Here is a 26,500-nt window from a genome sequence, read left to right as displayed (position 1 = left end):
CTACTTCACGGTCGGCGGCGCGGGGATCGCGTAGCCGGACGGGGCGATGTTCGCATCGAGCGACTTCTTCCACGCTCCGGAGGAGATGTACTCCTTGAGCGCCGCGCGGACCTTGTCGAGCCGGTCGTCCCCCTGCTTCAGGCCGACGCCGTAGTTCTCGTCGGTGAAGCCCTTGCCGATCACGCGCAGCACGCCTTTGTACTCGGGCTGCGTCGCGAAGCCGGCGAGGATGAGGTCGTCCGTCGACACCGCGTCGACCGTGCCGGCGGCGAGGTCACGGACGCACTCGGACCAGGACGGCACCTTCACGACGGTGATCTTGCCCCGGTAGTGCGAGGTCAGGTAGTCGATCGAAGTCGTCCCGGCGGCCGCGCACACCTTCTTCCCGTCCAGCGTCTCCGGCCCGGTGATCGTGTCGTCGTTGCGGCGGATGAGCAGATCCTGATGAGCGACGAAATACGGTCCCGCGAACGCGATCTCCTTCTCTCGCTCGGCCGTGATCGAGAACGTCGAGACGACGAGATCGACCTTTCCCGAGGTGAGCGCGCTCACCCGTTCGGACTGCTCGATGCGCTGCCAGGTGATGTTCTTCGTGGGCACGCCGAGCTTGCCCGCGACGTAGTTCGCGGTGTCGATGTCGAACCCCGCATAGCCCGCGTCGGTCTTGAGGCTCACACCGGGCAGGTCGTCTGCGATGCCGATCGTGAGCGTGCCGGATCCGGTGGYGCTGTTGTCTCCCGTGCTCTGCGGGGTCGCGGACGAACAGCCGGCGACGAGGACCGATGCGGCGACGAGGCCGATCGCGACAGTGCTGAGACGGCGCATGTCACCGGCCCCCTTCGCTCTTGTCGCCGGCGTCATCGGGCGGATTCTTGTCCGGCTCCTCGAGGTTGTCCCACTCGTGCATCTCGACCTCGACCGGCCCGATCTCGATGCCGTCGTCCTCTTCGTCCTCGTCCCGACGGTGCACGTCGAACTGCACCGTGCCGATGGCTGCGATCGACTCCGTGCGCGGGCCGGGTTCCCGCGGCGGATAACGCAGGCCCGTGTCCGTCCACTTGCTCAGCATGCGCCCGTCGGCGTGCGCCGACACCCGCCCCTTCACGATCAGCCAGCCGAGTTCGAAGATCACGAGGAGCACGGGGATCCCGACGACGACCACGACGAATCCGGTCTTGTGCCAGAAGTACGGCGACGCCTGCCATCCGGAGATCGCCATGCCGACGATCACGAACACGAGGAACGCGAGACCCAGATAACTCGTCCATGGAGTGCCGGGCGCGCGGAACGTGCTCGCCGGGAGCACCCCCCGGTCGCTGAGCTTTCGCAGGCGCAACTGGCAGATGAAGATCGTCCCCCAGGTGAACACCACGGCGATCGAAGCCGCCTCCAGCGCGATCTCGAACGCGTCGGGGCTCACCGCGTTCAGGATCGATCCGAACACATAGACGACGGCGGTCATCACGATGCCTGCCCACGGGACGCCCGACCCGCTCATCTTCAGCGTGAACCCTGGCGCCTGCTTGGCCATGCCGAGGCTGCGCAGCACCCGACCTGTCGTGTACAGCCCGGAGTTCAGCGACGACATCGCCGCGACGATGAGGATCGCCTGGATCACATTGGCCATCCAAGGGATGCCCATCCGGCCGAAAACGGTCACGAACGGGCTGATGCCCGGCGTGAACTCACTCGTCGGCAGGATGCACACGAGCAGGAGCAGCGCGCCGCAGTAGAACACGCCGATCCGCACGATGACGGCGTTGACGGCCTTGGGGACCTCTCGCTTGGGATCCTCCATCTCGCCCGCCGCGATACCGACCATCTCGATCGCGGCGTAGGCGAACACGACGCCCGACATCACGATGATCGGCCCGTACCAGGCGAAGCCGTTGCCACTCGGCCAGAAGCCGCCGGGGTTCGACCACAGGTTCTGGATCCCGGCCTTGTGTCCGCCGACGTCCATGCTGAACACCACGACGACGAGCCCGACCGCGATGAAGACGACGATCGCCGTCACCTTGAGCACCGACGCCCAGAACTCGAACTCGCCGAACGCCTTCGCGGAGAGCAGGTTGACCACCAGCACCACGGCGAGCGCGATCAGCACCGTGGCCCACGTGGGCATCTGCGGCCACCAGTACTGGACGTAGAGGCCGACGGCGCTGAGTTCGGCGATGCCGGTGAGCGCCCAGTTGGTCCAATACATCCACCCCGTGTAGTAGGCCGCCTTCTCACCGAAGAACTCGCGCATCCACGACACGAAGGCGCCGGAGGTGGTGCGGTACAGCACGAGCTCGCCGAGCGCCCGCATGAGGAAATAGGCGATCACGCCGACGAAGGCGTAACTGAGCACGAGGGCGGGCCCGTTGCTGTGCAACCGGGAGGCCGACCCGAGGAAGAGGCCGGTGCCGATCGCGCCCCCGATCGCGATCATCTGCACCTGACGACGGTTCAGGCTCTTCTTGTACCCGGCCTGTTCCGCATCGTGCTCTGCGCCGTGGTCCTCCGCGTGCGTGAGGTTCCTGGCATCGGTCTGCGACATGCGATCCCCCTGTCGTTCACCCGTGGTCACCGGTGGGGCGGGTCGCTGGACGGCTCGGAGCATCGGCGCTGGCGTGGTACTGAGGATGCCACGGTTTCTGGACCGAGGGCAATCGGTCCGCGGCGCGTTCCCGTTCCGGAACTCAGTCCTCCCGCTCGGCGATGTCCTTCACGCTGCGCACGACGCTGTCCCACATCGTCGTCGAATGCAGCGCAGCGGCCTCGTCGGGGTTGTTGTCCTGGCTCAGCGTCAGCTCGACCGGACCGTCTCCCGCGATCGTCCACGTGAGCGTGTGGTAGTTTTCCGGGACGTCCGGCTTCCCCGTGAGCGGGCTGAAGTGCGTGCAGACGAGACGCCGGCCCGGCTCGGCCTCGAGAATCACGCCCTTGTCCTCATAGGAGCGTCCCTGCCACTCCCCCTGCCAGCGGATCGGCCCGCCGACCGTCCAGTCCGTGACGACTGTCGTCCCGAACATGAACTCGCGGGCGGCTTCCGCATCGGTCAGCACTTCCCAGACGCGATCGGAGGACGCCTCGATCGTGATGCTCGCTGTGGCGACGTGGTCCTCTGGCATGTTCTGCTCCCGTTCGCTCGGCCCCCGCCCCATGATCCGCCGAAACTGTCGGCGCGTACAGAGCCGCTCGCGGACCCGGTCCCGCACCGTGTCGCGGTCGCACGGCAAGATGAGGTGCAGGGAACCGGACTCGGATCCCTTCCCGGCGAAAGGCTCCGCGCGTGGCAGGCGACAACATTCAGGACTGGGTACGGGCGCGTGCCGACGAGCTCCCCGGCGTCACGGTGGATCAGCCGTTCGGGCCCGACGTGGATGTCTACCGCGTGCGCGGACTGATGTTCATGGCGCTCTCTCCGTCGACGTCGACACGCGTGACGCTCAAGTCGGCTCCCGAGGACGCCGAGGCCCTGCGCGGCACGTATCCCGCGATCATCCCCGGCTATCACATGAACAAACGGCATTGGATCACGCTGTTGCCCGACGGCAGCCTCGAGCAGGGTCTCGTCGAGGAGCTCGTGACCGAGGCCTATCGCCTCGTGGTGGCGAAGCTGCCCAGGGCGCAGCGCCCTGTGGATCCGGAGATCTTCGGGCGGGTGTGATCCGCCGTCAGTCCGCTGTGACGACCACCTTGCCGACGGTGCGTCCCGCGGCCAGATGGGCGAGGGCTGCATCGGCCTCAGCGAGCGGCCACGTGCGCTCGATGACCGGAGCGATCCGGCCGTCCGCGGCGAGCGCGAGGAGTTCGCGGAGCACGTCGGGCTTGGCGGTCGCGGCCAGCGGACGCAGCGGGCGCCGGGAGAAGAGCGAGAGCGCGGCTGCGCGGGCGATGCGAGGAATCGGCCCGAGTACGCGCCCGCCCTCGCCCGCGATCAGGACGGCGGATCCGCCATCACGTACGAGCCGCCGCACAGCACGCAGCGGATGGTCTCCCGCGATGTCCACGACGACGTCGAAGCCGCCTTCGGGCAGATCGGCGAGCGACACGGTCTTTCGGTCGTAGGTGGTCGATGCCCCGAGCGACGCGACGAGCGCGCGGTTGCCCTCGGAGCACATCGCGTGCACCTCCGCGTCACGCAGTGCGGCGAGCTGGACCGCGAACGTGCCGACGCCGCCGGACGCGCCGAGCACGAGCACGCGATCGCCCGCTGCCACGACGGCCCATTCGAACGCCTGCCATGCGGTGCCGCCGGCGATCGGCAATGCCGCGGCCGCCACGGGGTCGACCTCGGCAGGCCGTCGAACGAACCGCGCCGCCGGAGCGATCGCGTACTCGGCGAGTCCGCCGCCGCCGGGGAGCTCCCCCACCACCTCGTCGCCCTCAGCGATCCCCCAGGCGTCGGGACCGACGGCGACGACGGTGCCCGCCACGTCCAGACCTCGGACCGGCTGCTTCGGGCGCGACCAGCCGAACGCGCTGCGCAACAGCAGCGGCTCGCCGGTCATGATGTGCCGGTCCGCGGCGTTCAGCCCGGTCGCCCGCACGCGCAGCAGGACCTCGCCGCGCTGCGGCCGGGGGATGTCGATACGAGTCCGTGCGACCTCTCCCACGCCTCCGTAACGCGACTGGGTCCATGCATCCATGTCGTTCATTTCATGCCTCCGGGTATTGGAACACGTCGTCGAGGGCGACCTCGAAGACACGGGCGAGCTGGAATGCGAGTTCGAGGGTCGGCGAGTACCGGCCCGCCTCGATCGCGATGAGAGTCTGGCGCGTCACGCCGACGCGGGAGGCGAGTTCGGCCTGGGTGAGACCGCGGGCGTCGCGCAGCACGCGGATCGAGTTCGTGACCCTGGTCGGCTTGACCATCACAACCCCCGCCGATAGGCGACAAGCCGTGCGATGCCGCCGACGATCGCGGCCACCGCGAAGCCGAAGAACATCGTCTGGGCGACCCAGAACCAGTCGGCTCTGACGGCGCACAGGATGAGCACTCCGACGCCTGCGATCGTGAGGAAGGCCTGCTCGACGCGCGCACCCATCCGCGCGATGTCGCGGTCGCGGACATCGCTCTTCCCGACGCCGTCCGGCTCGCGCATCCCCGCGACGATGCCCCACAGGATGCTGATGACGATCGTGACCGCGATGCTGACCCCGATCGTCCACAGCATGATCGGCGCCCAGTCGACAGCGGTCAGCGGGCCGCTGCCCGCCTGGCGGAGCACGGTCACGATGTACACGGCCATGGCGATGACCGTGACGATGAGGCCTGCCCAGACGTTGCGCTCCTCGTAGACCATGAACCGCTCCTTATGTCAAAGATTCTTTACACGTGATCGTACGGAGGCGCGATCGAGAATGTCAAGAATCTTTTACAGCAGAGTCGGAGAGAGCTGCCGCTCGCCACCGCCGCGCCAGCTTTCGAACCACTGGCGAAAAGTTCTCGGGGGATTCTCCGTCACGATCCGGATGGGTCGCGGTCTCTCTGTGCATCGGCATACGAAACCCGAGAAGTGAGTGCACGTGAACCAAGAGAACCGGACCGGACGACCGCGATCGCGGAGCGATCTGCGGCGCGCCCGCCTCCGCCGACGGCGGCAGACGGCGGCCGCCGTGTTCGGAGTCCTGCTGCTCGTGGGCGGAGTGTTCGCCATCGTCGGCAGCACGAGAGCGTCGGCCGTGACCTCCGACCCGGCCGCGCAGCCCGCTGCGACGTCCACCCCGGATCCGAGCACGTCGGCGCCCACCCCTGCACCGGCCCCGACGCCGAGCCCCGCACCCGCGCCGAGCCCCTCGCTCACCCCCGCGCCGAGCCCGTCACCCACATCGACGCCGACCCCCTCACCGTCGGTCAAGACCACGGCCCCGATCGTGAGCCCGCTGTCCCGCGCCGCGCCCCTGGCGCTGGCTGCCGCCACCGCTCCCGCATTCGGGTGCGGATCGAGCTACGTCTACTCCGTGACGAGCCCGGGCGGCATCTTCCAGACGAATGCCACGACGGGAGCATCGACGGCGAACGGCGCGTTCACCGTGCCCTCGGGCGATATCGTCAACGCCCTCGCCCTCGGCAAGGCCGGCAACTACATCTGGGCGCTGGATCGGACCGCGGGCACGATCCTGCGGTACGACGCGTCGACGGGGCAGACCACGACGTACGGCACCAACGTCACCGGATCGCTTCTCAACGTGATCGCGGGCGCGATCGATCCGCTGACCGGGATCTACTACTACGTCTGGGTACCGGACACCCCGACCGGCGTCTGGTACTTCTACGGGTTCAACACGACCACCAACACTCCGATCGGGTACATGGGCTCGATCAGCGGGATGGGCTCGTCCGCGAACGGCGACATCGCTTTCGACGCGGCCGGCAACCTCTACATCGTCTCCAACGCGAGCGACACCGCGTCGGGGATCGTCTCCCGGGTGAACGGCCCGCTGCCGACGACCCAGGGGAACGTCGCGCTGACCGCGACCACGATCACGAATTCGCTCCCGGCCAACGCCGGGCAGTACAACTCCGTCGCGTTCGGCCCCAACGGCAACCTGGTAATCGGCTCCGCCCTGTCCTCCGGCGCATCGTCGACCATCAAGCAGGTCGATCCGGCCACCGGCGCCCCGCTCTCCTCTTCTGCGGGGCCGATCGCCTGGGTCGATATGGCGAGCTGCATCTACCCGAACACGATGGTCCTGCAGAAGAACCTCCCGCAGGGGCGCTACGGGTCCGGCGACCAGTTCACGCTCACGATCGGCAACGTCACCAGCTCCGCGAACACGGCGACGACCACGGGCAGTACGACCGGGATCCAGAGCGCCATCGTCGGTCCGCTGCTCGGGCGGAGCGGCCAGACCTACACGATCTCGGAGACCGCGGCATCCGGCAGCCTCAGCAACTACACGAGCACGTGGTCGTGCGTCGATCAGGCCAATGCCAATGTCGTGGTCGCATCGGGCAGCGGTACGAACGGTAGCTTCACGATGCCGAACAACATCGCCGGCGGGGCGAAGGTCGTGTGCACGATCACGAACACGGCTCTGCCCTCGACCGCGACGGTCACGCTCAGCAAGCAGGTCACCGACGTCAACGGCAACAACCCCACCGCCGCCCAGGGGTGGACGCTCGGCGCCACCACGACCGCGACCACGGGCACGGTGACGGCGTCCCCGACGGGGACGACAGCCGTGACCGCCGCCGGCGGATCGACGGCGCCGTGGACCTTGACCTTCGGATCCGCCGCGTCGCGCGCGACGGTCGCGGTCTCGGAGACGCAGCAGACCGGCTACACGTTCAAGTCGGGGACCTGCACGGTCACGCCCTCGACCGGCAGCCCGACGACCTACACGCTCACCAGCGCCGCGTCCTTCCCGCTCACGAACATCGCCGGTGGCGCGAACGTCGCCTGCACGTACGTCAACCAGCCCACGGCCGGGACCATCTCCTGGCAGAAGGTCGATGCCGCGTCGACGTCGCACTACCTCGCGGGGTCGGAATGGACGCTTCGTGGCCCCGGAGCATCGGGACCGACGATCACCGTGAAGGACTGCACCGCGACACCGTGCACGGGCACGAACGACACCGACGCGCGAGCCGGCTACATCACCGTCGGGGGCCTGGCGTGGGGTGCGTACACCCTCACGGAGACGAGGGCGCCCGCAGGCTACGTGCTCGACACGACTCCTCGCACGGCGACGATCGGCGCGAGTTCTCTGACGGTGGCCCTCGGCGCGATCAAGAACATTCAGCAGACCGTGCCCGCGATCCCGCTGACCGGCGGGATCGGCGCGGACGCCTATCTGATCGCGGGAGTCCTGTTCGCCGCGCTCGCCCTCGCCCTCGCGTCGCTGCACTTCTGGCGACGCCATCGAGGACGAACCCTCTAGCCCGTCCGGGTCTCGCCCGAGTCCCGGACCCCAACGTCACGCCGCGCCGCGTCGTGATCCACCAGAAAGAAAGAGACAGATGATGTCTAACTCACCAATGTCAGCGGTGCGGACGCGCCGGGTGATGGTCGCGGCGACTGCGCTGTCGCTCGGCCTGCTCACCGCGGGGCTTTCGGCCACGGCCGCCAGCGCGGCCCCTGTGCCCGGCCCCGTCACCAACCAGACCGGGTCGCTGACCATCCACAAGTACGCCTACCCGGCCAACGGTTCCCAGAACCCGTCCGGCACCGGAACGAACCCGACGACGTCGCCGATCGACGGCGTGACGTTCCAGGTGTGTGCGATCAACAACGTCACGTCCCTCACCGACACGTCCAACCTCGGCTGGACGCAGGTCAAGAACCTGCAGAACGTCGCGGGCGCGCAGACGGCGACCGCCCTCACGGGCACCACGGCCGGAGTCGACACCACCACGAACTTCCCGCTCGGCACCTGCACCAACGTGACCACTGCGGGTGGCGGCATCGCGACGGCCTCGGGCCTCGCGGTCGGCGCCTACCTCGTTCGCGAGATCAGCGCGCCGGCGAGCGTCATCACGATGTCGTCGCCGTTCGTCGTGACCGTGCCGACCCCCGCCGACTCGACCGCGGGCGCCGCGAACACGGGCCTGTGGGAGTACAACGTGAACGTCTACCCGAAGAACGCCACGGGCACCTCGCCGCAGAAGACGGTCGGCGACCAGAGCTCCAACGGGTACACCCTCGGCTCGCAGGTCGACTTCACGGTCTCCCAGCTGATCCCGTCGCTGCCGACCGGGCAGGCCTACACGAAGCTCATCGTCTCCGATGCGCTTGACCCGAAGCTGACCCCGAACACCAGCTACGTGCCCGTCGTGAAGATCGGCGCGACGACCCTGGCCAACCCCGGCGACTACACCTTCACCTGGTCGGGTCAGACGCTCACCGTGACCCTCACCGCATCGGGTCTCGCCAAGCTCACCGCCGGTCAGACCATCTCTGTCGGCTTCCGCGCTACGGTCAACGCCGTCGGCGCGATCGACAACACCGCGACGGTGAACCTGAACGACCTGAAGCTGGACGGCAACACGAGCCCGACGCCGACGAACACGGTCACCACCCGCTGGGGCAACGTTCTCGGAACCAAGACCGACGCAGGCAACCCGACGCACACGCTCGTCGGAGCCACGTTCACCGTCTATGAGACCACCACGACGACGGGCACCTGCGCCGTCCCCGCGGGCGGCGTCACCGGTCTCACTCAGGTCACCCAGCCGAACTCGACCAGCCCCCTGGTCGTGACCTCGAACGCGAGCGGATCGATCGCCATCGCCGGGCTCTGGGTCGGTGACACGACCACCGCGGCCAACGACGTGACCAACCGTTGCTACATCCTCCAGGAGACCGCAGCGCCGGCCGGCTACGTGCTTCCGGCAGGCAACGCGGCACTGACCGCGGTCAACGTGCAGTCCGGATCCACCGTGACCACGCCGACCTTCACCGTCACCAACAACCAGCAGCTGGTCCCCGGCCTGCCGCTGACCGGTGCCGACGGACAGATCATCCTCACGACCGCGGGCATCGCGCTCCTGCTCGTCGCCGCCGGCGGTGTACTCCTGGTCATCCGCCGCCGCGCACACGCGGAGAGCTGAGCTCCCGCGCCCCAGCCGGGTGGGGGGCCGCCGCTCCAGATCGGTCGGCTCCCACTCCGAACGCGGGGGGACAGTTTCCCATTTTCCCTGTCCACCCGCTCCTCCCATAGGCGGGTGGTCGCGACTCCCAGACAAGCGACCACCCGCCTCTTCTGCATCGATAGGACGCCGTGAACCTCGACGATGTGCAGCCGCTCCGCAGAGAGCGCCACCGTACGCGCCGGGTACGACGCTGGAAGCCGAATGGCCTGCTGATCGTCACCACGCTCGTCGCCGTCATCGGCACCACGACACTGATCTACTCCAGCGCGGCGAGCTGGGTGTCGACGCTCAACCAGTCACAGGTCGTGAAGGGCTATCAGCTCTCCGTCGAGCACACCGAACCCAGCGCCGCGGAACAGCTCGCGGCCGCCGACTCGTACAACGCGACACTCGCGTCCGGCGTGGAGATCGAGGCGAACACCCGCAAGCCCATCGGCGCGGGCACCTCGACCGGGAGCGTTCCAAGCTACGCAAGCCTGCTGAGCACCCCGACGGGCATCATGTCCCGGATCCAGATCCCCAAGATCGGCGTGGATCTGCCCGTCTATCACGGCACGAGCGACGCCACCCTGCTCCGCGGCGCGGGGCATCTCGAGGGCACTTCGCTCCCGGTCGGCGGCAAGGGGACACTGTCCGTTATCACCGGCCACAGGGGTCTGGCCGAAGCGACCATGTTCACCGATCTCGACCGGATCCAGCCCGGCGACACCTTCACCGTCACCACCTTCGGCCGCGTGCTCACCTACCGGGTCTTCGACACCCGGGTCGTCGAGCCATCCGACACCGCATCACTGCACCCGCAGCAGGACCGCGACCTCGTCACGCTCATCACGTGCACGCCGCTCGGCATCAACTCCCACCGCATCCTCGTCACCGGTGAACGGGTCCACCCCACACCGGATGCGGCCGTCAAGGCGGCTCAGGCCCCGCCCGTCACGGTGCCCTTCCCGTGGTGGCTCGTCTTCTACGTCGCCGGACTCGCCCTGATCGGGCTCTATCTGTGGTGGGGCGGCCGCGTGCGCGGCGTTCGACGACAGCCGGATCGGCGCCCACATTTCGCCACGGCCGCGCGCTGACAGAGGTCACGGCAGCGGGGCGAACCTGCGCAACGGCAGTCCGTCGCTCACGGGACGGCGAGCGTGGCGGTGAGTCCGTATCGACCCGCATCGGCGTAGCGGACGTCGACGGTGATCGCGGTCCCGGCGCCCCTCGGCACGGTGAGCTGACCCGTGGTGTCGAGCACGCCGGGCGTCCATGCTCCGCCATCGGTGCGCAGTTCGACGCCCGCGCCCGCGTCACCCGCGACGACAACGTTGTTCGAGGCGGGCGCAAGGGAGAGAACGGGGGCGTGCAGCGGCGCGTCGACGCTGAGGGGCGCTGACGTCTCCCCCGCCGTGGCCTGCGTGATCGTGACGGTGTTGTCGCCGGCGACGAGCCCGTCGACGATGGTCATCGTCCAGTCCCCCTGCGGATCCACCGACCCGGTCGTGTCCGCGGATCCGACGGTGGCGTGCACCGTCGCACCAGGGGTGCCCGTCCCCGTCAGGAGCGGGAAGAGCCGCCCACCACCGTCGATCGACGTCACCGCGACGTCGGACGGCGTGCGACCGACGGTGACCGGCACCGATGCCGGCTGACTGAACTGGAGCCCACGGGACGCGACCACGGAGAGCGTGTACTGCCCGTCGGGGACGCCGGTGATCTTCATCGGCGTGGTCCACATCCCGGAGGGGTTCGCGGAGTCGGCGGCCTGGGCGACGATCTGCCCCGCGGCGGCGACGAGTTGCACGGTGATCGCGACGTTCGCGTCCGAGCTTCCGTGCACGAGGAGCAGATCCGACTTCACCGTGCCCTTGCGCGGTGAGACGATCACCGGCACCGCGAGCGCCGCAGCCGATGGCGGGACGATCGCCGGTGCCGCCGGCACGCTGGCCGACAGCGGAGCAGGCGCTACGGGCGCGCTGGCCGATGACGACGACGCACCTGCGCCGGCCGCTCGCGCCGCGCTGACGGGACCGGCGGGCAGAGCCGGAACGGGGGGCTCGGGCGATGGCGCCACGGCCGGAGGCGCTGTGAGCGTCGGGGCTCCCGCCGCCGGTCCGACCGGGATCGATGCGACCTTACCCGGCCGAGGTGCCGGCGGAACAGCCGTCTGGCCGCTCATGGCGATGGCCGGGGGCTCGGCTTCCGGAGCGAGAGCCCCGACGAGGGTGACCGCCATCGACGCCGCGACCGCACCGGCCAGGACGAGGGCCGAGACCTTGAGTGCGATACCCGTGGACGTGGACGCGATCGGGGCAGACGGAGAGAGCACAGTCCCGCCGGACAGCACTCCCTCCGCCGCAGAGGCGGATGCCCCGCCGGAGGTCGCCATCCACGCCGTGTAGGCGGCGGCTCCCCCGACACCGGCGGCGAGCGGGAGGAGGACGAAGCCGATGTGCCGATTGGCGTCGTCGGCTTCCTCCGCGACGATCGGGCACGTGGGGCAGGTCTCGAGGTGCACGTCGACGCGGCGCTGGTTCGGCTTCGTCAGTCTCTTCCGGAAGCTCGCACCGAGGTGCTCGATCGTCCACCTGCAATCGGACTCTGCCGGCAGCGACGCGAGATGCACCTGGATCCAGGATGCGCGCAGCGCTTCCCGCGCCCGGTACGCCAGAGCAGCCACGGCGTTCGGGCTCATGCCCATCAGCGGAGCCACATCGCGGGGCGGCATCCCCTCCACCTCGGTGTACCACAGGACTTCCTGCCACTGCGAGGGGAGCGTGCGGAACGCCTGTGCCGCCAGCGACCCGTTGAGCGCGGTCAGCTGATTCTCCTCGGTGAACCGGACGTCCGGGATGCTCTCCGCGTACTCCATCGGTATCTCGCGGGATCCTCGCCCCCAGCTGGAAGCGGTGTTCCGGATCGCGGTGAAGAGGTAGGGGCGGAAACCGGCGGTCGGGCCGCCGCCCCGGGAGATCGTGGTGAAGATCTTCGTGAAGGCCTCCGACACCAGATCATCGGGATCGAAGGTCCCTGTGAACGCGCGCGCGACGGCGAGGCCGGCACGGTAGTGCCGGCCCCAGAGCTCCGCGTACGCGGCACCATCCCCTCCTCGCGTGCGGTCGACGAGTTCGGTGTCGGACAAGGCATCAACGGACTTCGTCAAGTCCTGCAGGCGTGACACGGTGTAGCGCTCCAGATGTGTTCCCCAGGGTGCGGAGCTCTCCCATTGAGCTCCTGCTAATAGAGAGACGCGCGGATGACCTTTCTATGACGCAAAAGTCATCTTGGGTTCCCTGGTTTGGGCGCAACTCCGCGTTTTGGGGCGCGCCCCGACCTCGGAACACGTTGAGGCACGCCCCAAAACAACGGAGTGCGCCCCGAAACGACACGACGCGCCGACGAGTGGAGCGGACCGAGCCGCGCCGTCCGTGGCGCGGTCGCTACCCCGCGACCCGCAGATCCCGCATCAGGGCGGCGGTGTACGCCTCGAAGTCCGCGACCAGGTCGATGCGCTCGGGATCCAGCAGCCATTGGGTCTGCAGGCCGTCCATGACCGCGATGATCTGCCGTGCGATCTGGTCGGGATCGATGTCCGCGCGATACTCGCCCGACTCGATGCCGCCGCGCACACTGGACGCCATCGTCGCACCGACAGTGCGGTAGCGCTCGCGCGCCCACTCGGCCGCCGGATGATCCACCGTCACCGACTCGCCGATCACGACAGCGAACAGCCGTGCCAGGTCGGGCACCGTGACGTTGAGTTCGAGCAGGCGCCGGTTGTATTCGAGATCCGCCTTCCCGACGGGCCGGCCGGCCGCCTCCCAGTTGCGATCCGATACGCGGTCGCGGTCGCGCAGGATCTCGACGAGGAGCTCGTCCTTCGATCGGAAGTGATGACGCAGACCGGCCTCGGAGATCCCTGCCCGCTCTGCGATGCGCGTCATGGTCGAGCCGCGGTACCCGTGCTCGGCGAACTCGCCCAGCGCTGCGCCCTGAATTCTGGCGCGCGTGCGCTGGCCGACGGGATAGCCGTGCGCCCGCGTCTCCGGGGAGGCCTGGACTTCTTCTGCGGGCATGACAGCGAGTCTAGGCGAGCCCATAATCTCGTTTCGGTAACAAACCACGATGCTTCACGGTTTTTACGTCTACGCTCGTAGCGAACCTGAGCTGAGGGGGCACTGGTGCCCGGAACTCCCCTGACCAAGACCAAGACCGCGAGTCCGCGAGCGACGCGCACTCCCCTGAGTTACGACGCCTGGATCGACGAGAAGACGCTCCGCGAGGTCTACCTCGTCCCGAGGCTCTCCCTGGACACCGCGCTCCCCCGCTCTTGATCTCCACCCACCCGAAAGGTGAACCCATGGCTCTCAACGACGAAGCCTCCACTCCGACCCTCACGCCCGAGATCCCCGCCGCACCGTCCCGTCCACGACTGGGCACGCTCGCGATCACCCTTCCGACGACCATGATCGTCCTGTTCATGGTGTGGACAGCGGTGCCGAGCATCCTCCTCCCGGTGCAGGTGCAAGCACTCACCGGATCCACGGACGCTGGAGCGCTCGCGATCGCGAGCGTGCTGGGCACCGTGGCCGCCGCGATCGCGAATCCGGTCTTCGGCCACCTCTCCGATCGCACCCGCTCGCGATTCGGTCGACGCACGCCGTGGATCGTGGTCGGTGCGGTCAGCGGCGCAGCCGTGCTGCTGCTGCAGATCGCGGCGCCGTCGATCGCCGTGCTCGGATTATGCTGGGCCTCGACCTGCCTCACGCTCAACGCATTCCAGGCCGCGTTCATGGCCGTCGTCCCCGACCAGGTGCCGACGGCGCGCATCGGCCTCGCGTCGTCGCTCATCGGCACTGGACTCAACGCGGGCGTTCTCGTCGGGTCGCTCATGTTCGTCGTGTTCCCCGGACTCGCCGGTTCTGGCGGCTATGCCCTCCTGGCGATCCTCATCGTCGCGGTTGCGGTGCTGTTCGTCGTGGTCAGCCCCGACACCGATTCCCGGGCGTTGCCCCGTGAGCCCTTCCGCCTCCGCGACTTCTTCGCGATGTTCTGGGTCAGCCCGCGCCGCTACCCGGACTTCGCCTGGGTCTTCATCGCGCGGGTGCTGCTCATGCTCGGCTATTTCCTCCTCTTCGCGTTCCTCATGTTCGCCCTGCAGGACTACGTCGGGCTCGCGCAGGACCAGGCTGTGCCGCAGGCCGCTCTGCTCTTCGCGATCAACGGCGCCGCATCCGTGGTCGGGTCGATCCTCGCCGCCCCGATCGCGGATCGCACCGGGCGCCTCAAGGTCTTCGTGCTGATCGCCGGCGCCGGTCTCGCGGTCTCGCTCGTGATTCCGCTCGTGCAGGCCAGCATGTTCGCGATGTACGTCTTCGCGGTGGTGAATGGCATCGCGTTCGGCATCTACATGTCCGTCGACACCGCCCTCGTGAACCGTGTCCTGCCCAACCCGGAGAGCGCGGCCAAGGACCTCGGGATCATGAACCTGGGGATGGTGATCCCGCAGGTGCTCTCCGCCTCGATCGGCGCGATCGTGGTCACCCTCGTCGGCTACGCGGGCCTGTTCGCGATCGCTGCGGTGATCGCGGTGATCGGCGCCCTCGCGATCCTCCCGGTGCGCAAGGTGGTGTGAGGCGAGGCCCACCGCCGTGATCGCAGGACGCGCATTTCTCTCGCAAGACAATCGTCTGCACAAATCACAATTCGTCTCATCCTCGCCGACTTTCGTACAATCCCGTCGCACATCCTGGGGATCTCGCCTCCGGCTCGCAGAGAAGCCGAAATCGACATAAGAGACCTATTCGCATATATGACGAGAGAAAATCGTATGACAGCCGGGATCTCGTTGAACTCATGCTATTCCTGATCGATGCATGTCAAGGATCTGGGGGGCCATGAACAAGAAGATCGGTGCGGACATCTTCGTCGACGAGCAGCGTCTGCGTTCTTTGGGGTGGAAGTCCCTCGATCGCCGCTTTCCCCGCATCGTCGCGCACTCCGCGACGTCGCAGAAGTGGGCGGCGAGTCGCATCTGGTCTTCGGCATCTCGGCTGACGAGCACGACAGCACCCCGGCGACGAGCCGCCCGCATCGTCATCGGCATCGAAGGGACCGGACGTGTGGCGGTCCGCGACCGCTCGTACGACCTGCCGCCCATGCACATCGTCGTGGTCCGCGCCGACTCGCCGGTCGTCATCTCGTGCGAGAAAAGCTGGGCGCGCTTCTACTGGGAGTTCGATGACCTGGAGCGCGGAGACAGGCTGCTGCTGCATGCTCTGCACGGCCCGCGTCGGCTTCCCGACCTGTACTGGAACCTCATCGCGGCGACGACGAACACCGTGGTGACCCGGGCGGGGAAGAGCGACATCCGCTTCGACGATCCGTTCCTCCACGAGTCCGTGCTCACGCTGTTCTCCGCCGCGATCGTGAACTCCCTTGCCGTGGAGGCGCTGCGCAGTGACGACCTCTCCCGCCGATTCCTCGAGGCGATTCAGCTGATCGAAGCCCGTCACTCCGATCGGGCACTCAATGTGGCACAGCTCGCGCGCCTGCTGGACGTCTCCATCCCCCACCTGCATCGGATCTTCGCCGCGCAAGACACCACGCCAGGGCGGGAGATCGAACGCCAGCGCGTGCTCTCGGCACAGGCCCTGATCACCTCGCGCCAGCGGAACGGACGGCACTCTGTCGAGGCGGTCGCACGGCTCGCCGGCTTCACGTCGACGCGCCGCATGCGGGACGCGCTGCAGCGGTATGAAGTGGACAACGCCACGTCCCTGGGCGCATAGCGCGGACCGAGCCTCCGTCTGAGCCGGTAGAGCCCGGGCGGGGCGGCGCGCTCGGGCCTTAAGCTGCCACCCCACCCGGACCCGCCGGAACCCGGCGAAGCCCCGGACTCCCATAGTCCGGGGCCACGGACGCTCGAAGATCGCTGACCTTTCGAGCGTCCGCCCCCATGCCGGTGATTCGTGCCGGAACCCGTACTCGAATCACCGGCACCACAAAGGAATAGCACAACGCGGGTCACTCCCGTCGCATACTCGACGACTTCCTCTCGCACTTTTGGCGAATTGCTCTCTGATTTCGGTTTCACCGCGGGTTCGCAACATTCCAGACGATGGAATGGGCCAAATGCATTCTCGTCCCGCGGCAAAAGCCGGCGGGCCGATACGACATTGCACGAAGGGGAATCAATGGACGAGTGGAACACCAGCGAGCCGCAGAAGAGCTCAGCATCCGATCCGGGGGGATCGTCGAGCCGCCTCATCCGGCGTCGGGCGATCGTGAAGGGCGCAGCCTGGTCCCTCCCCGTTCTGGCCGCCGCCGTCGCGGTGCCGGTAACCACCGCATCCACCGTGCCCGCCTGCGCAACGCAGAAGACCTTCTTCACGCTCCCGAACTCGCCGAGCGCAGCGGGGATCACGACGGCGTTCGTCGTTCCCGCCAAGGTGAAGCTGCTCACCGTGACCGTGGCGGGCGGCGCGGGCGGCGGCTCGTTCGGACCCAAGGGATCGATCCGGGGCGGGAACGGTGGGCTGACCACCGCGACAATCCCGGTGGTCGCAGGTGAGACGCTGACGCTCCATGTCGGACAGGGCGGGGCTTCGCGTACCGCGGTGACCTCCACGCCCTCCRTTCTGGACGGTGGCGGCGGCTTCGGCGTCGGTGGTGCTGCAGACCCCCGTGCCGACAACCCGGCGACCGGCTCCGGTCTTTGGTGGGGCGGAGCTTCCGGCGGCGGAGGATCCGCGATCCTGCGCGGCACGCAGCCACTTGTGGTCGCAGGAGGAGGAGGTGGCGCAGCTGGGTTCTACAGCAGCGGCCCCTACACCTACTACTATGGCGGCCGCGGCGGCAATGCGGGGGCCGACGGCGAAGCGAACTGGGCCCGTGTTGGTACCCGGAGCATGAAGAACCCCGGTGGCCTGGTCGGCGGTGGGGCTGCCGGATCCGGAAGTTCGACACCCGTCGGCGCCTACTTCCTCCTGCCGGGGCTCGCCACTACCTCCGCTCGGGATGGTGCCGTCGGCGCGGGCGTTTCGAATACCTATGCCGGTCAGCTGTTGGTTGCCGGCGCCGGTGCCGGCGGCGGCGGCTTCGCCGGCGGCGGGAGCGGCGCGAGAGGCGGTGAATCTTCGGCGGCGGATGGCGCCTACACCGTGCAAGGCGCGGGCGGCGCCGGTGGCACCAGCTACCTCGACAGCGCAGCCGGCGTGGTCGGCACGACGTCGACCTGGAAGCAGTCCACCACGACCCGCGCACGCCAGGGCGGCACCATCACGATCGAGTGGTGCGCCTAGCAACAGGTTTCGGCACCGGTATCCGAAGCCGATGAAGCGACTCCTTGCGTCCCAACCCCAGAGGGCGCAAGGAGTCTTCGGCTCTTCGGCGACGCACCTTACGAGGCGGATCTCCGCTGTGCGTGTCGAATATCATCCGGGCCATGGCCGCGCAATCCCCTCGCCACCTCGAGGCTCGCTCGTTAGCGTGAAACACGAACGCACGATCGCCCCGAAAGGATGGCCATGGCCGCGAACACCAGCAGCACCCGCTCCAGCACGAAGAACCGTCGGCGCTCCACACGGGGCGGCTCCGGCGCTCAGCTCACTCAGGAACGCAGTGCGGAGTCCGGCTTCACCGCGTCCGAGACGCTGAGCGAGAGCCTGCAGCGGGTCCTCGTCGACCTCATCGAGCTCTCGCTGCAGGGAAAGCAGGCGCACTGGAACGTCGTCGGCACCAACTTCCGCGACACGCACTTGCAGCTGGATGAGATCATCGAGGCCGCGCGCCTCTTCGCCGACACGGTCGCGGAGCGGATGCGAGCCCTGCACGCGCTCCCGGACGGCCGCAGCGATGTCGTCGCCGACACCACGACGCTCCCTGAGTTCCCGCAGGGCGAGATCGCCACGACCGAGGTCATCGACCTGATGACGGAGCGACTCGACGACGTGGCCGCCACCTGCCGTGAGGTGCACGACGCGGTCGACGAGGAGGATCCGACCAGTGCCGATATCCTGCACACCATCCTGGAGCGCATCGAGCAGCTCTCCTGGATGGTCAGCGCGGAGAACCGCAAGCCTCGCGCACGCTGAGCGGGCCGGCCGGCCCGGTGGCGGAACACTGACGTTCTCGCCGATCCCCCTCTCTGGTGCCGACGTCGGTCGCTCCGTAGGCTGGATGCGTCGAAGGAGATCGCCATGGCAGTCGAGATCGAGGTCGTTCCGCTGGACAAGCCGGACGACGTGAACGTGATCGTCGGGCAGTCGCATTTCATCAAGACCGTCGAGGACCTGCACGAAGCTCTCGCCGGGGTCGGCGGCGTGCTGAAGTTCGGCGTCGCGTTCTGCGAGGCATCCGGCGATCGCCTCGTCCGGCGCACCGGCAACGACGACGGGCTCGTCGAGCTGGCCGTCGATGCCGCAGTCGCGATCGGCGCGGGTCACGCGTTCGTGATCATGCTGCGCGACGGCTTCCCGGTGAACGTGCTCAACCAGGTCAAGGCGGTGCCGGAGGTGTGCACGATCTTCTGCGCCACCGCCAACCCGGTGCAGCTGCTCGTCGCCGTCACCGAGGCCGGCCGCGGCGTCACGGGCGTCATCGACGGCGAGCCGCCGGTCGGGGTCGAGACCGAGCAGGACGTCGCCGAACGCAAGCAGCTGCTCCGGGCCATCGGCTACAAGCTCTGACGCCGAAGCCGAGGCCCCTCGCCGGCCACGGTTACGGCACGATCCAAGCGGTCCTTACGAAGCGACCACGCTCAGCCGGTTCTCGCGCAGGAGCAGCAGGTCCGGAGTGAGCGGCTGCCCGAGCCCCTGCGGGTCGGCGGTGCTGTCGCGATGCATCGTCGTCGCGATCGCTCGGAGTCCGTCCATCGCCTCTCGATCCTTCGATCCGCAGACGTGGAGAAACGCTCTGCTTCCCACCGCGAAGATCGGATCGCCGTCGATGGCGACGCTGGTGAGCCAGGCATCGGCGATGAGCATGAAGGAGGCGGTGAGATCCGGGTTGCTAGGAAGGTGCAGGCGGAAGCGTCCGCCGCTCCCTTCGATCTGCAGTCCACTCGCGGCGGTGCGCAGACGCGCCCGCGCACCGGACTCGGCCAGTTCCCGAGTGATCCCCATCTCAGCAAGATGACTGGCAGTGAGCGTCACGAAACGGTCGCCCTGGTCGAGCCCGAGGGTGGAGACGACCCCGGGCACCACGCTCTCCGACAGAGGGAGGTCGGCGTCACCTGCCCCCCGCGCGGCAAGGGCCGAGTTCATCCGCTGCAGGTCGCCCGTGCTGCGCAGGAGCAGATCGATGGGCGGAAACGGCGTGGTGGTGCCGGATGCAGGATTCAGCAGCATCAGTGTGCGGAGATCGCCCTGCCGCGCCTCCACGAGCTTCGCGTACTGCGGTGTCGTGCGAGGGCGGCTCGCCTGTCGCCTTCCGAAGATTCCCATGAGTCGATTCTTACAGTGGTCGATGACAGGCGCGCCCGCTACCGGGCGCGCCTGTCATCCGTCACGAAGCCTTCCCTGGTCTGTCGCTGCTCCAGCGTCTCGAGCTCCTGAAAGAACGTGATCTGCCAACCGGCCGGCCCCTGGACACGGGCGTTGATCGTCCTGAACGGCGTCTCCACGGGTTGCGCCAGTACTTCCGCCCCCGATTCTTCGGAGACCGTGACGGCGTGAGCGGTATCGGCCACCTCGAGTGCGACGCGAAGCGTGGGCCCGTCGACGGAGGGAGCGTTCTCTATCGCGTCGATCGCGTGCACGTGCGTGCGCGTGGCGAGCTCGATCGTCGCGATGCCCGCGTGCAGGATCGACACGCGATCGTCGCCGGCGGTCGCGAACGCCGGCTGCTCGGGCATCCCGAGGACGTCGCGGTAGAACCGCACCGCCTCATCGAAGTCGTCGGTCTCGATGATCAAACGGAGCTGCCGCGGTGCCTGTGGAAGAGTCATGGTCACCACCCTGCACGCTGACACGGGTGTCAGGTGCAAGTCCCAACCGAGCACGCATGCGCCGCAAAGCGAGCAGTTCGGCTTCGATCGATTCCTTCTCGCTCTCCAGCCTGGCCGCCGCCGCCTCGAACGCCGTCGTGAGCTCCTCGGCGTCCGGTGCCGGCGAGCCGAGCGCCGGCAACAGCTCTCGGATCACGGAGCTGCAGAAGCCCGCCTCGAACAGCTCCCGGATCTGAACGACCAGAGCCAGATGCTCCGAGGAATAGACGCGCTGACCCCGGGCCGTTCGGGCAGGAGCGAGAAGTCGTTGCGCCTCGTAGTAGCGAAGCGAGCGCGCGCTCACTCCGCTCCGGGAAGAGAGTTCACCGATTCTCACTCCCCGATTCTTGCCTATCCTGTCGCCCGCGAGATCGAGGCCCGGGACGCTCCGATCAGCCCAGCCGCGATGCGAGGTCTGAGAGGACGTCGATCAGTTCGGACACGGCGTGCGGGATGGATCCCGATTGCGTGACGACCGATGTGCGACGCACGCCGAGATCCTGCACCGCCGGGTGCAGCCGGACATCGAACCGCGTGTCGACCGCTGCAGCAGTCATGAGCCCGAGGCCGAGTCCGGCCGCCGCGAGTCCATGGATCATGTTGAGGTCGTCGGTCCGCATGAGCACCCGGGGTTCGAAACCCGCGGCCAGAGACACTCGACGCAGCACACGATCGGACGCCTCGTCCTGATTGCGACTGCAGATCCAGCTGGCGTCGGCGAGGTCGTTGAAGTCGAGAGCTTCTCCATCGACATATCCCGTGATCTCGCCACTCGCCGTCAGCACGCGCCAGGGCTCCTCCAGCAGCACCGTCAGCGACAGGTCACGCGCGGAGTCGAAGACGGGATCATCGGCGAAGTCGTAGATGATGCCGGCGTGCACCTCCCCCGCGCGCAACAGCCGCACGATCTCGCTCGGCTCGTCTGCAACGACCTCGACCTGCACATGCGCACGGCGCTGCAGTTCTCTGATCGCCGGCGGGATGAGTCGGGATCCCATCGAGGCGTAAGTCCCCACCCTCAGCGTCACGAGTCCGGCATCCCGCTGTGCCGCGATGAGCCGCTCCGCCTGGGCCATGCGCAAGAGGATCTGCTCAGCTTCTCCGGCCAGCGATTCACCCAGCGGCGTCAGCCGCGCTCCTCTGCGATCGCGGTCGACCAGCCTCGCGGCCACCGAGCCTTCGAGCGCCGCGAGGTGGTGAGCGATGGTGGGGACGCCGTAGTTGAGCGCGGCCGCTGCCGCAGTCAACGAACCGTTCTCGCGGATCGCCAGCAGCACGCGCAGCTGCTGCGGGGTCATCATGAAATACAATCTATGTCACTGACAGTGAACACTTGGTATTCCCTCGAAACAAGCGCGTGAATACGCTCGGCCACGTGCCCCTCGCCCCGCAGACCCTGACGGCTTCACCGTCCACTGTCGATCACCGTCGCCACGACCACGCTCCGTATGCGGAGGCGCTCCAGAGTCTCGCCGTCATGGACTGGGCACGCCTGCATGTTCCCGCCCACCAAGGTCTTGCCGCGAACGCGCCCGGTGTCGCCGCGCTGATCGGTGAGCGCGCACTCGCTCTCGACTTCCCCATGAGCGTCGCCGCGATCGATCGCGAGACGTGGCGCGCGGCCGAGCCGGGGCATCCCACTCCCCTGGCTCAGGCCGAGGAACTCGCCGCGGATGCCTGGGGCGCTCGTCGCGCCTGGTTCCTCACGAACGGCGCCTCCGGCGGCAACCACATCGCGACGACCGTCGCCCGGGCGCTGGGGACGACGGCGATCGTGCAGCGCAGCATGCACTCCAGTGTGATCGACGGCATCGCCCACGTCGGGCTCGATCCGGTGTTCGTATCGGGCTCGGTGGATCACGGCCTCGCCGCTGCCCACGGGGTCACCGCTTCTCAGATCGCCGACGCGTTGGACGAGCGCCCGGACGCGACATCGGTCTACATCGTCAGCCCCAGCTATTTCGGCGCCGTGGCCGACATCGCGGCGATCGCCGATGTCGCCCACGCCCACGACGTCCCGCTCATCGTGGACGAAGCATGGGGCGCGCACTTCGGGCTGCATCCCGAGCTGCCCGCGAACGCCGTCCGGCTGGGCGCCGACCTCGTGATCTCGAGCACGCACAAGGGAGCGGGATCGCTCACGCAGTCGGCCATGCTCCACCTCGGACACAGCGCACAATCGCGGCGGATGGAGGTCGCCGTCGATCGCATCGTGCGGTCGTACCAATCCACAAGCTGCAGCGCCCTCCTGCTCGCCTCGCTCGACCTGGCCCGACGGCACCTCGTGATCGACGGCGAGAAGGCGATCGCGGCGGCCGTGGCATCCGCACAGACGATCCGGGACGGAGTGAGGGCGAGCGCACGATTCCGGGACGCCACGCCTGACCTCCTCGGGTCGCCCGACGTCATCGCCTACGACCCCCTCAAGGTCGTCATCGACATGCGCGGGGCAGGGATCACCGGCTCCGAAGCACGACACCTGCTCATCAAGGATCACCAGGTCTACGCCGAGATGGCGACCCCGGCAGCCCTGGTGCTGCTCATCGGGGCCACCTCCCCCGCTGACGCGCAACGCATCCTCACCGCCCTGCACGCGCTCCCGACCCTGCCGGGAGAACGTGATCGGATGCTCCCGCTCCCGGACCCCGGTCCTCGTGTACTGGATGTCCGCGAGGCGTTCTTCAGCGCGACACGCCTCGTGCCGTGGACGGACGCGGTCGGCCAGGTGAGCGCCGACTCGCTGGCGTCGTATCCGCCCGGGATCCCGAACGTCCTTCCCGGGGAAGAGCTCACGTCCGAGGTCATCGRCTACATGCGCGCGATGGCAGCCACGCCTTCCGGCTACGTGCGCGGCGCGCACGATCCCCTGCTCGACGCGTTCCGCGTCGTCGATCGCCCGCACCGATCTGCACCGCCGCAACGACGCGGCATCACTCAATGAGGAGGAACCCACCATGGTCACACCCCGCACCACGCAGCAGGAAGCGCCACCGGAACAATTGCATCGCGGTCTGAAGAACCGCCACCTCCAGCTGCTCGCCATCGGCGGCGCGATCGGGACCGGGCTGTTCATGGGCTCGGGGCGTCTCGTCTCCGTCTCCGGCCCCTCGATCATCTTCGTTTACACGATCATCGGCCTGTTCGTCTTCCTCATCATGCGCGCGCTGGGCGAGCTGCTGCTCTCCAACCTGGGCTACAAGACGTTCGGTGACATCGCGAAGGACATGCTCGGCCCCTGGGCCGGGTTCTTCGTGTCCTGGAACTACTGGTTCTCCTGGGTGATCGCCTGCGTCGCCGACATCACCGCGATCGCCGCCTACTGCCAGTTCTTCTGGCCGAAGCTCTCCCCGTGGATCCCCGCGCTGATCGCTGCATCGCTCCTGCTCCTGCTCAACCTGCAGCCCGTGAAGTGGTTCGGCGAGATGGAGTTCTGGTTCGCGCTCATCAAGATCCTGGCGATTCTCGCTCTCATCGGCACCGGCATCCTCTTGCTGATCACGGGCTTCACGAACAACGGAGTCGCGGCATCCGTCACCCACTTGTGGGACATGGGCGGCATGTTCCCGATGGGCCTCAGCGGCTTCGTGTTGGGCTTCCAGATGGGCGTCTTCTCGTTCATCGGTGTAGAACTCGTCGGCACAGCGGCCGCCGAGACCGAGAACCCGCGAAAGAACCTGCCGAAGGCCATCAACTCGATCGTGGTGCGCATCATGCTCTTCTACGTCGGTGCGCTCACCATCATCATGAGCATCACGCCCTGGTACGAGCTCAAAGCCGGAGAGAGTCCGTTCGTGCAGACGTTCCTGCTGGCCGGGTTCGTGCCGGCAGCCCTCGTCATGAACCTCGTCGTTCTGACCTCAGCGGCCTCCAGCGCCAACTCCGGAGTGTTCTCCGGGACGCGCATGGTGTTCGGGCTTGCGAAAGACGGCCACGCGCCGAAGAAGCTGGCGCTCACGGATGCACGCGGCGTACCGACCCGCGCGGTGCTCTTCACCGCCATCCTGCTGTTCACGTCCGTGCCGCTGCTCTTCGCCGGAGACAACGTCGCCGCGGCCTTCGACTTCGTATCGACCATGTGCGCCACGCTCGTGCTGTTCACCTGGGGATCCATCGTCGTGAGCTACATTGTCTACCGTCGGCGCTACCCCGAACGTCATGAAGCGTCGGCTTTCAAGATGCCGTTCGGTTCGGTGACCCCCTGGCTCGTGCTGGCGTTCTTCGTGTTCCTCCTCGGCGCATTCCTGTACAGCGAAGGAACCCGCTGGGCGACGTTGGCGACACCGCTGTGGTTCGGACTGCTCGCGATTCTCTGGAAGATGCGCAAACGCGCCCTGATCCGCGACGGCCGCCCACTCACGGGAGCGATCCCCACGATCACGCACGACGACTTCTGAGTTCGCTTCGCCGCCCGGGGTGCCGTTCTGCGGCACCCCGGGCGGATCTACTGATCAGACCGGCAAAGGTGCCGGCTCGGCTTTGCGATTACTCACCAGCATGCCGATCACGAAGCAGAGCGGCACGATGGCGAGTAGCACGACGGCCGTGACGAGTTCGCCACCGATGAGCGTGGCGAAGTTCGAGACCACGAGATAGAGCGTGCCGACCAACAGCAAGCACGATGTCGCGGGCGCGATGACGGTCGACCACAACCGGCGCCCACCCGGACCGCGGTCGCGATCACGCGCGAAGTACGCGAGCACCGCGATCGAGCAGAGCACGTAGAGCACCACGAGGGCGGCGACGGCGACGCCGCTCAGCCACGAGAAGAGGGTGAGGATCGGGTCGAGCCCGAGCACCGCGAACGGAGCCACGAGCACAACGGCCATGATCGTTTGCACCCACGCCGCCGCAGCCGGTGCCTTCTGGGAATTGGTCCGGCCGATGCGGGCGGGCAGCGACCCATCGACCGCGAGCGAGTGAAGGTAGCGATTGATGCCGTTGTGGAACGCGAGGATCCCCGCGAACAGCGAAGTGACGAGGAGAATGCTCGCCGCGACGCCCGACCATCCGCCGAGGATGTTGTCGAGCGGACCGAACACGAACGAGGTCGAATCGCCCGACTTCACGGCGTCGCCTGCGGCAGCGGCGGCCTTCGACGCACCGTAGTAGGTGACGTACATCCAAGCGACGAACGCCAGGAACAACGAGATGACCGTCACCGAGAGGTAGGTGGCGCGCGCCACCGTCCTCTTGTGGTCCTTGGCCTCGCCCGAATAGATCGCCGTCGACTCGAACCCGAACATCGAAGCGACCGCGAACATCAGCGCGATACCGGGAGCACCGGAGATCACCGCCGACGGCGAGAAGCTCGCCGCGACATCGATCCCCTCCGGGCCGCCTCCCCTCAGCAGAACGCCGAAGGCGAAGAGCAGCAGGATCGCGACCTCGCACGCCACCAGCACCGCGAGCACCTTCGCTCCGAGCTCGATATTGAGCGAACCCAGCACCTGCACGAGCGCCAGCGTGACCAGCACGGGGACCCACCAGGGAAGGGAGACGCCCAGATTGCTGAACAGCGCGCTCACGGAGACGCCGTACAGGCCGTACATCGCGGCCTGCACGGTGGCGTACGCAAGGACCGCCAGCCAGGCCGCACCCGATCCGACCCGGCGACCGAATGCCGCGCCCACATACGCGTAGAAGGCACCGTTGAGCCGTACTCGGCGGGACATCGCGATGAACCCGACGGCGAACAGCGCGAACACGACGCCGATCGCGATGTACGCGCCGGGCGCGCCTGCGCCGTTGCCGAGCAGCACGGTCAGCGGCAGCGCACCGGCGATGGCCGTCAACGGCGCCTGCGCGGAGAGGACGAAGAACAGGATGCCGACCACCCCGACGGCATTCTCCCTGAGTGCGCTCTGAGGCGCCCGCGATTCGTGGTCGGTGTGCATGGGGGGCGTCGAACTGGTCATGTGATCTTCCTCGATCGTTGCGGGCGG

General features: G+C 67.9%; 25 protein-coding genes. 12 read left to right on the top strand and 13 right to left on the bottom strand.

Going from position 1 to position 26,500, the window contains the following annotated elements; genetic code table 11:
* The 3 genes from AC1DG4_RS03540 to AC1DG4_RS03530 all read right to left on the bottom strand — a co-directional run bounded on the left by AC1DG4_RS03540 (position 1) and on the right by AC1DG4_RS03530 (position 3,116).
* Positions 1-861, bottom strand: a complete 861-nt coding sequence (locus tag AC1DG4_RS03540; RefSeq protein WP_477421076.1) for a glutamate ABC transporter substrate-binding protein — start codon at positions 859-861, stop codon at positions 1-3.
* Entirely contained in the window at positions 827-2,542 is a 1,716-nt protein-coding gene (locus tag AC1DG4_RS03535; protein ID WP_477380524.1) for an amino acid permease, read from the bottom strand. The genes AC1DG4_RS03540 and AC1DG4_RS03535 overlap by 35 nt, the downstream gene beginning before the upstream one ends.
* Before the next feature lie 142 nt (positions 2,543-2,684).
* The gene (locus AC1DG4_RS03530; protein WP_477380526.1) at positions 2,685-3,116 is read right to left on the bottom strand and encodes an SRPBCC domain-containing protein; all 432 of its coding nucleotides are present in this window, start codon (positions 3,114-3,116) and stop codon (positions 2,685-2,687) included.
* A gap of 161 nt (positions 3,117-3,277) precedes the next feature.
* On the opposite strand from AC1DG4_RS03530, the gene AC1DG4_RS03525 reads away from it, so the two are divergent.
* Positions 3,278-3,655: an MmcQ/YjbR family DNA-binding protein gene (locus AC1DG4_RS03525; protein WP_477380528.1), complete on the top strand. Its 378-nt coding sequence runs from the start codon at positions 3,278-3,280 to the stop codon at positions 3,653-3,655.
* A gap of 7 nt (positions 3,656-3,662) precedes the next feature.
* Here the strand turns inward: AC1DG4_RS03525 and AC1DG4_RS03520 are convergent, their stop codons facing one another.
* Genes AC1DG4_RS03520 through AC1DG4_RS03510 form a run of 3 tightly spaced genes read right to left on the bottom strand, consistent with a single transcriptional unit; the run spans position 3,663 to position 5,294 of the window.
* Entirely contained in the window at positions 3,663-4,637 is a 975-nt protein-coding gene (locus AC1DG4_RS03520) for an NAD(P)-dependent alcohol dehydrogenase (RefSeq protein ID WP_477421075.1), read from the bottom strand.
* A 10-nt stretch (positions 4,638-4,647) separates the two neighbouring features.
* Positions 4,648-4,863: a helix-turn-helix transcriptional regulator gene (locus tag AC1DG4_RS03515; protein WP_477380532.1), complete on the bottom strand. Its 216-nt coding sequence runs from the start codon at positions 4,861-4,863 to the stop codon at positions 4,648-4,650.
* The gene (locus tag AC1DG4_RS03510) at positions 4,863-5,294 is read right to left on the bottom strand and encodes a hypothetical protein (protein ID WP_477380534.1); all 432 of its coding nucleotides are present in this window, start codon (positions 5,292-5,294) and stop codon (positions 4,863-4,865) included. The genes AC1DG4_RS03515 and AC1DG4_RS03510 overlap by 1 nt, the downstream gene beginning before the upstream one ends.
* A 313-nt stretch (positions 5,295-5,607) precedes the next feature.
* On the opposite strand from AC1DG4_RS03510, the gene AC1DG4_RS03505 reads away from it, so the two are divergent.
* From AC1DG4_RS03505 to AC1DG4_RS03495, 3 genes are all read left to right on the top strand, one after another.
* Complete coding sequence (locus AC1DG4_RS03505) at positions 5,608-7,875, top strand: SpaA isopeptide-forming pilin-related protein (protein ID WP_477380536.1); 2,268 nt, start codon at positions 5,608-5,610, stop codon at positions 7,873-7,875.
* Between the two features lie 82 nt (positions 7,876-7,957).
* The gene (locus AC1DG4_RS03500; protein WP_477380538.1) at positions 7,958-9,544 is read left to right on the top strand and encodes a SpaH/EbpB family LPXTG-anchored major pilin; all 1,587 of its coding nucleotides are present in this window, start codon (positions 7,958-7,960) and stop codon (positions 9,542-9,544) included.
* A gap of 170 nt (positions 9,545-9,714) precedes the next feature.
* Complete coding sequence (locus tag AC1DG4_RS03495) at positions 9,715-10,662, top strand: class C sortase (protein WP_477380540.1); 948 nt, start codon at positions 9,715-9,717, stop codon at positions 10,660-10,662.
* Between the two features lie 47 nt (positions 10,663-10,709).
* Here AC1DG4_RS03495 and AC1DG4_RS03490 read toward each other — a convergent pair whose 3' ends face one another.
* Together AC1DG4_RS03490 and AC1DG4_RS03485 are read right to left on the bottom strand one after the other, a co-directional pair.
* Positions 10,710-12,713 (bottom strand): sigma-70 family RNA polymerase sigma factor, encoded by a 2,004-nt coding sequence (locus AC1DG4_RS03490; RefSeq protein WP_477380542.1) that lies wholly within the window; start codon positions 12,711-12,713, stop codon positions 10,710-10,712.
* 298 nt (positions 12,714-13,011) lie between these two features.
* Positions 13,012-13,647 carry a TetR/AcrR family transcriptional regulator gene (locus AC1DG4_RS03485; RefSeq protein ID WP_477380544.1) on the bottom strand — a complete coding sequence of 212 codons (636 nt, stop codon included), beginning with the start codon at positions 13,645-13,647 and terminating at the stop codon, positions 13,012-13,014.
* Between the two features lie 105 nt (positions 13,648-13,752).
* Between AC1DG4_RS03485 and AC1DG4_RS03480 the strand changes: the two genes are divergently transcribed.
* From AC1DG4_RS03480 to AC1DG4_RS03455, 6 genes are all read left to right on the top strand, one after another.
* A complete protein-coding gene (locus AC1DG4_RS03480) occupies positions 13,753-13,905 on the top strand; it encodes a hypothetical protein (protein ID WP_477380546.1) in 153 nt (50 codons plus the stop codon).
* A gap of 26 nt (positions 13,906-13,931) precedes the next feature.
* A complete protein-coding gene (locus tag AC1DG4_RS03475) occupies positions 13,932-15,206 on the top strand; it encodes an MFS transporter (protein ID WP_477380548.1) in 1,275 nt (424 codons plus the stop codon).
* 262 nt (positions 15,207-15,468) lie between these two features.
* Complete coding sequence (locus tag AC1DG4_RS03470; protein WP_477380550.1) at positions 15,469-16,362, top strand: helix-turn-helix domain-containing protein; 894 nt, start codon at positions 15,469-15,471, stop codon at positions 16,360-16,362.
* Positions 16,363-16,767: 405 nt separating this feature from the next.
* A complete protein-coding gene (locus AC1DG4_RS03465; RefSeq protein ID WP_477421074.1) occupies positions 16,768-17,874 on the top strand; it encodes a hypothetical protein in 1,107 nt (368 codons plus the stop codon).
* Between the two features lie 225 nt (positions 17,875-18,099).
* A complete protein-coding gene (locus AC1DG4_RS03460; protein ID WP_477380554.1) occupies positions 18,100-18,666 on the top strand; it encodes a Dps family protein in 567 nt (188 codons plus the stop codon).
* A gap of 105 nt (positions 18,667-18,771) precedes the next feature.
* Positions 18,772-19,260, top strand: coding sequence for an adenosine-specific kinase (locus AC1DG4_RS03455; protein ID WP_477380556.1), 489 nt, complete (start codon positions 18,772-18,774; stop codon positions 19,258-19,260).
* Positions 19,261-19,314: 54 nt separating this feature from the next.
* Here the strand turns inward: AC1DG4_RS03455 and AC1DG4_RS03450 are convergent, their stop codons facing one another.
* From AC1DG4_RS03450 to AC1DG4_RS03435, 4 genes are read right to left on the bottom strand one after another with little or no spacing between them, the layout of a single operon-like run.
* Entirely contained in the window at positions 19,315-20,016 is a 702-nt protein-coding gene (locus AC1DG4_RS03450) for a hypothetical protein (protein ID WP_477380558.1), read from the bottom strand.
* 38 nt (positions 20,017-20,054) lie between these two features.
* Positions 20,055-20,519, bottom strand: a complete 465-nt coding sequence (locus tag AC1DG4_RS03445; RefSeq protein WP_477380560.1) for a VOC family protein — start codon at positions 20,517-20,519, stop codon at positions 20,055-20,057.
* Entirely contained in the window at positions 20,458-20,895 is a 438-nt protein-coding gene (locus tag AC1DG4_RS03440; RefSeq protein WP_477380562.1) for a MerR family transcriptional regulator, read from the bottom strand. Before AC1DG4_RS03440 ends, AC1DG4_RS03445 begins: the two co-directional genes overlap by 62 nt.
* 55 nt (positions 20,896-20,950) lie before the next feature.
* Positions 20,951-21,859, bottom strand: coding sequence for a LysR family transcriptional regulator (locus AC1DG4_RS03435; protein ID WP_477380564.1), 909 nt, complete (start codon positions 21,857-21,859; stop codon positions 20,951-20,953).
* A gap of 74 nt (positions 21,860-21,933) precedes the next feature.
* On the opposite strand from AC1DG4_RS03435, the gene AC1DG4_RS03430 reads away from it, so the two are divergent.
* Together AC1DG4_RS03430 and AC1DG4_RS03425 are read left to right on the top strand one after the other, a co-directional pair.
* Positions 21,934-23,499 carry an aminotransferase class I/II-fold pyridoxal phosphate-dependent enzyme gene (locus AC1DG4_RS03430; RefSeq protein WP_477421073.1) on the top strand — a complete coding sequence of 522 codons (1,566 nt, stop codon included), beginning with the start codon at positions 21,934-21,936 and terminating at the stop codon, positions 23,497-23,499.
* A gap of 13 nt (positions 23,500-23,512) precedes the next feature.
* The gene (locus tag AC1DG4_RS03425; RefSeq protein WP_477380568.1) at positions 23,513-24,952 is read left to right on the top strand and encodes an amino acid permease; all 1,440 of its coding nucleotides are present in this window, start codon (positions 23,513-23,515) and stop codon (positions 24,950-24,952) included.
* Between the two features lie 54 nt (positions 24,953-25,006).
* Here AC1DG4_RS03425 and AC1DG4_RS03420 read toward each other — a convergent pair whose 3' ends face one another.
* Positions 25,007-26,473: an APC family permease gene (locus AC1DG4_RS03420; RefSeq protein ID WP_477380570.1), complete on the bottom strand. Its 1,467-nt coding sequence runs from the start codon at positions 26,471-26,473 to the stop codon at positions 25,007-25,009.
* Positions 26,474-26,500 lie beyond the last annotated feature (27 nt).

The organism is Microbacterium sp. 05N427 (genome assembly GCF_056397105.1).
This window is presented reverse-complemented; position numbering and strand designations above follow the sequence as displayed.

Bases quoted from the DNA above. Each gene is read 5' to 3' on its own strand.
- AC1DG4_RS03535 (WP_477380524.1), bottom strand. From the start codon at position 2,542: ATGTCGCAGACCGATGCCAGGAACCTCACGCACGCGGAGGACCACGGC.
- AC1DG4_RS03530 (WP_477380526.1), bottom strand. From the start codon at position 3,116: ATGCCAGAGGACCACGTCGCCACAGCGAGCATCACGATCGAGGCGTCC.
- AC1DG4_RS03520 (WP_477421075.1), bottom strand. From the start codon at position 4,637: ATGGATGCATGGACCCAGTCGCGTTACGGAGGCGTGGGAGAGGTCGCA.
- AC1DG4_RS03515 (WP_477380532.1), bottom strand. From the start codon at position 4,863: ATGGTCAAGCCGACCAGGGTCACGAACTCGATCCGCGTGCTGCGCGAC.
- AC1DG4_RS03510 (WP_477380534.1), bottom strand. From the start codon at position 5,294: ATGGTCTACGAGGAGCGCAACGTCTGGGCAGGCCTCATCGTCACGGTC.
- AC1DG4_RS03500 (WP_477380538.1), top strand. From the start codon at position 7,958: ATGTCTAACTCACCAATGTCAGCGGTGCGGACGCGCCGGGTGATGGTC.
- AC1DG4_RS03485 (WP_477380544.1), bottom strand. From the start codon at position 13,647: ATGCCCGCAGAAGAAGTCCAGGCCTCCCCGGAGACGCGGGCGCACGGC.
- AC1DG4_RS03475 (WP_477380548.1), top strand. From the start codon at position 13,932: ATGGCTCTCAACGACGAAGCCTCCACTCCGACCCTCACGCCCGAGATC.
- AC1DG4_RS03470 (WP_477380550.1), top strand. From the start codon at position 15,469: ATGAACAAGAAGATCGGTGCGGACATCTTCGTCGACGAGCAGCGTCTG.
- AC1DG4_RS03460 (WP_477380554.1), top strand. From the start codon at position 18,100: ATGGCCGCGAACACCAGCAGCACCCGCTCCAGCACGAAGAACCGTCGG.
- AC1DG4_RS03455 (WP_477380556.1), top strand. From the start codon at position 18,772: ATGGCAGTCGAGATCGAGGTCGTTCCGCTGGACAAGCCGGACGACGTG.
- AC1DG4_RS03450 (WP_477380558.1), bottom strand. From the start codon at position 20,016: ATGGGAATCTTCGGAAGGCGACAGGCGAGCCGCCCTCGCACGACACCG.
- AC1DG4_RS03445 (WP_477380560.1), bottom strand. From the start codon at position 20,519: ATGACTCTTCCACAGGCACCGCGGCAGCTCCGTTTGATCATCGAGACC.
- AC1DG4_RS03435 (WP_477380564.1), bottom strand. From the start codon at position 21,859: ATGATGACCCCGCAGCAGCTGCGCGTGCTGCTGGCGATCCGCGAGAAC.
- AC1DG4_RS03425 (WP_477380568.1), top strand. From the start codon at position 23,513: ATGGTCACACCCCGCACCACGCAGCAGGAAGCGCCACCGGAACAATTG.
- AC1DG4_RS03420 (WP_477380570.1), bottom strand. From the start codon at position 26,473: ATGACCAGTTCGACGCCCCCCATGCACACCGACCACGAATCGCGGGCG.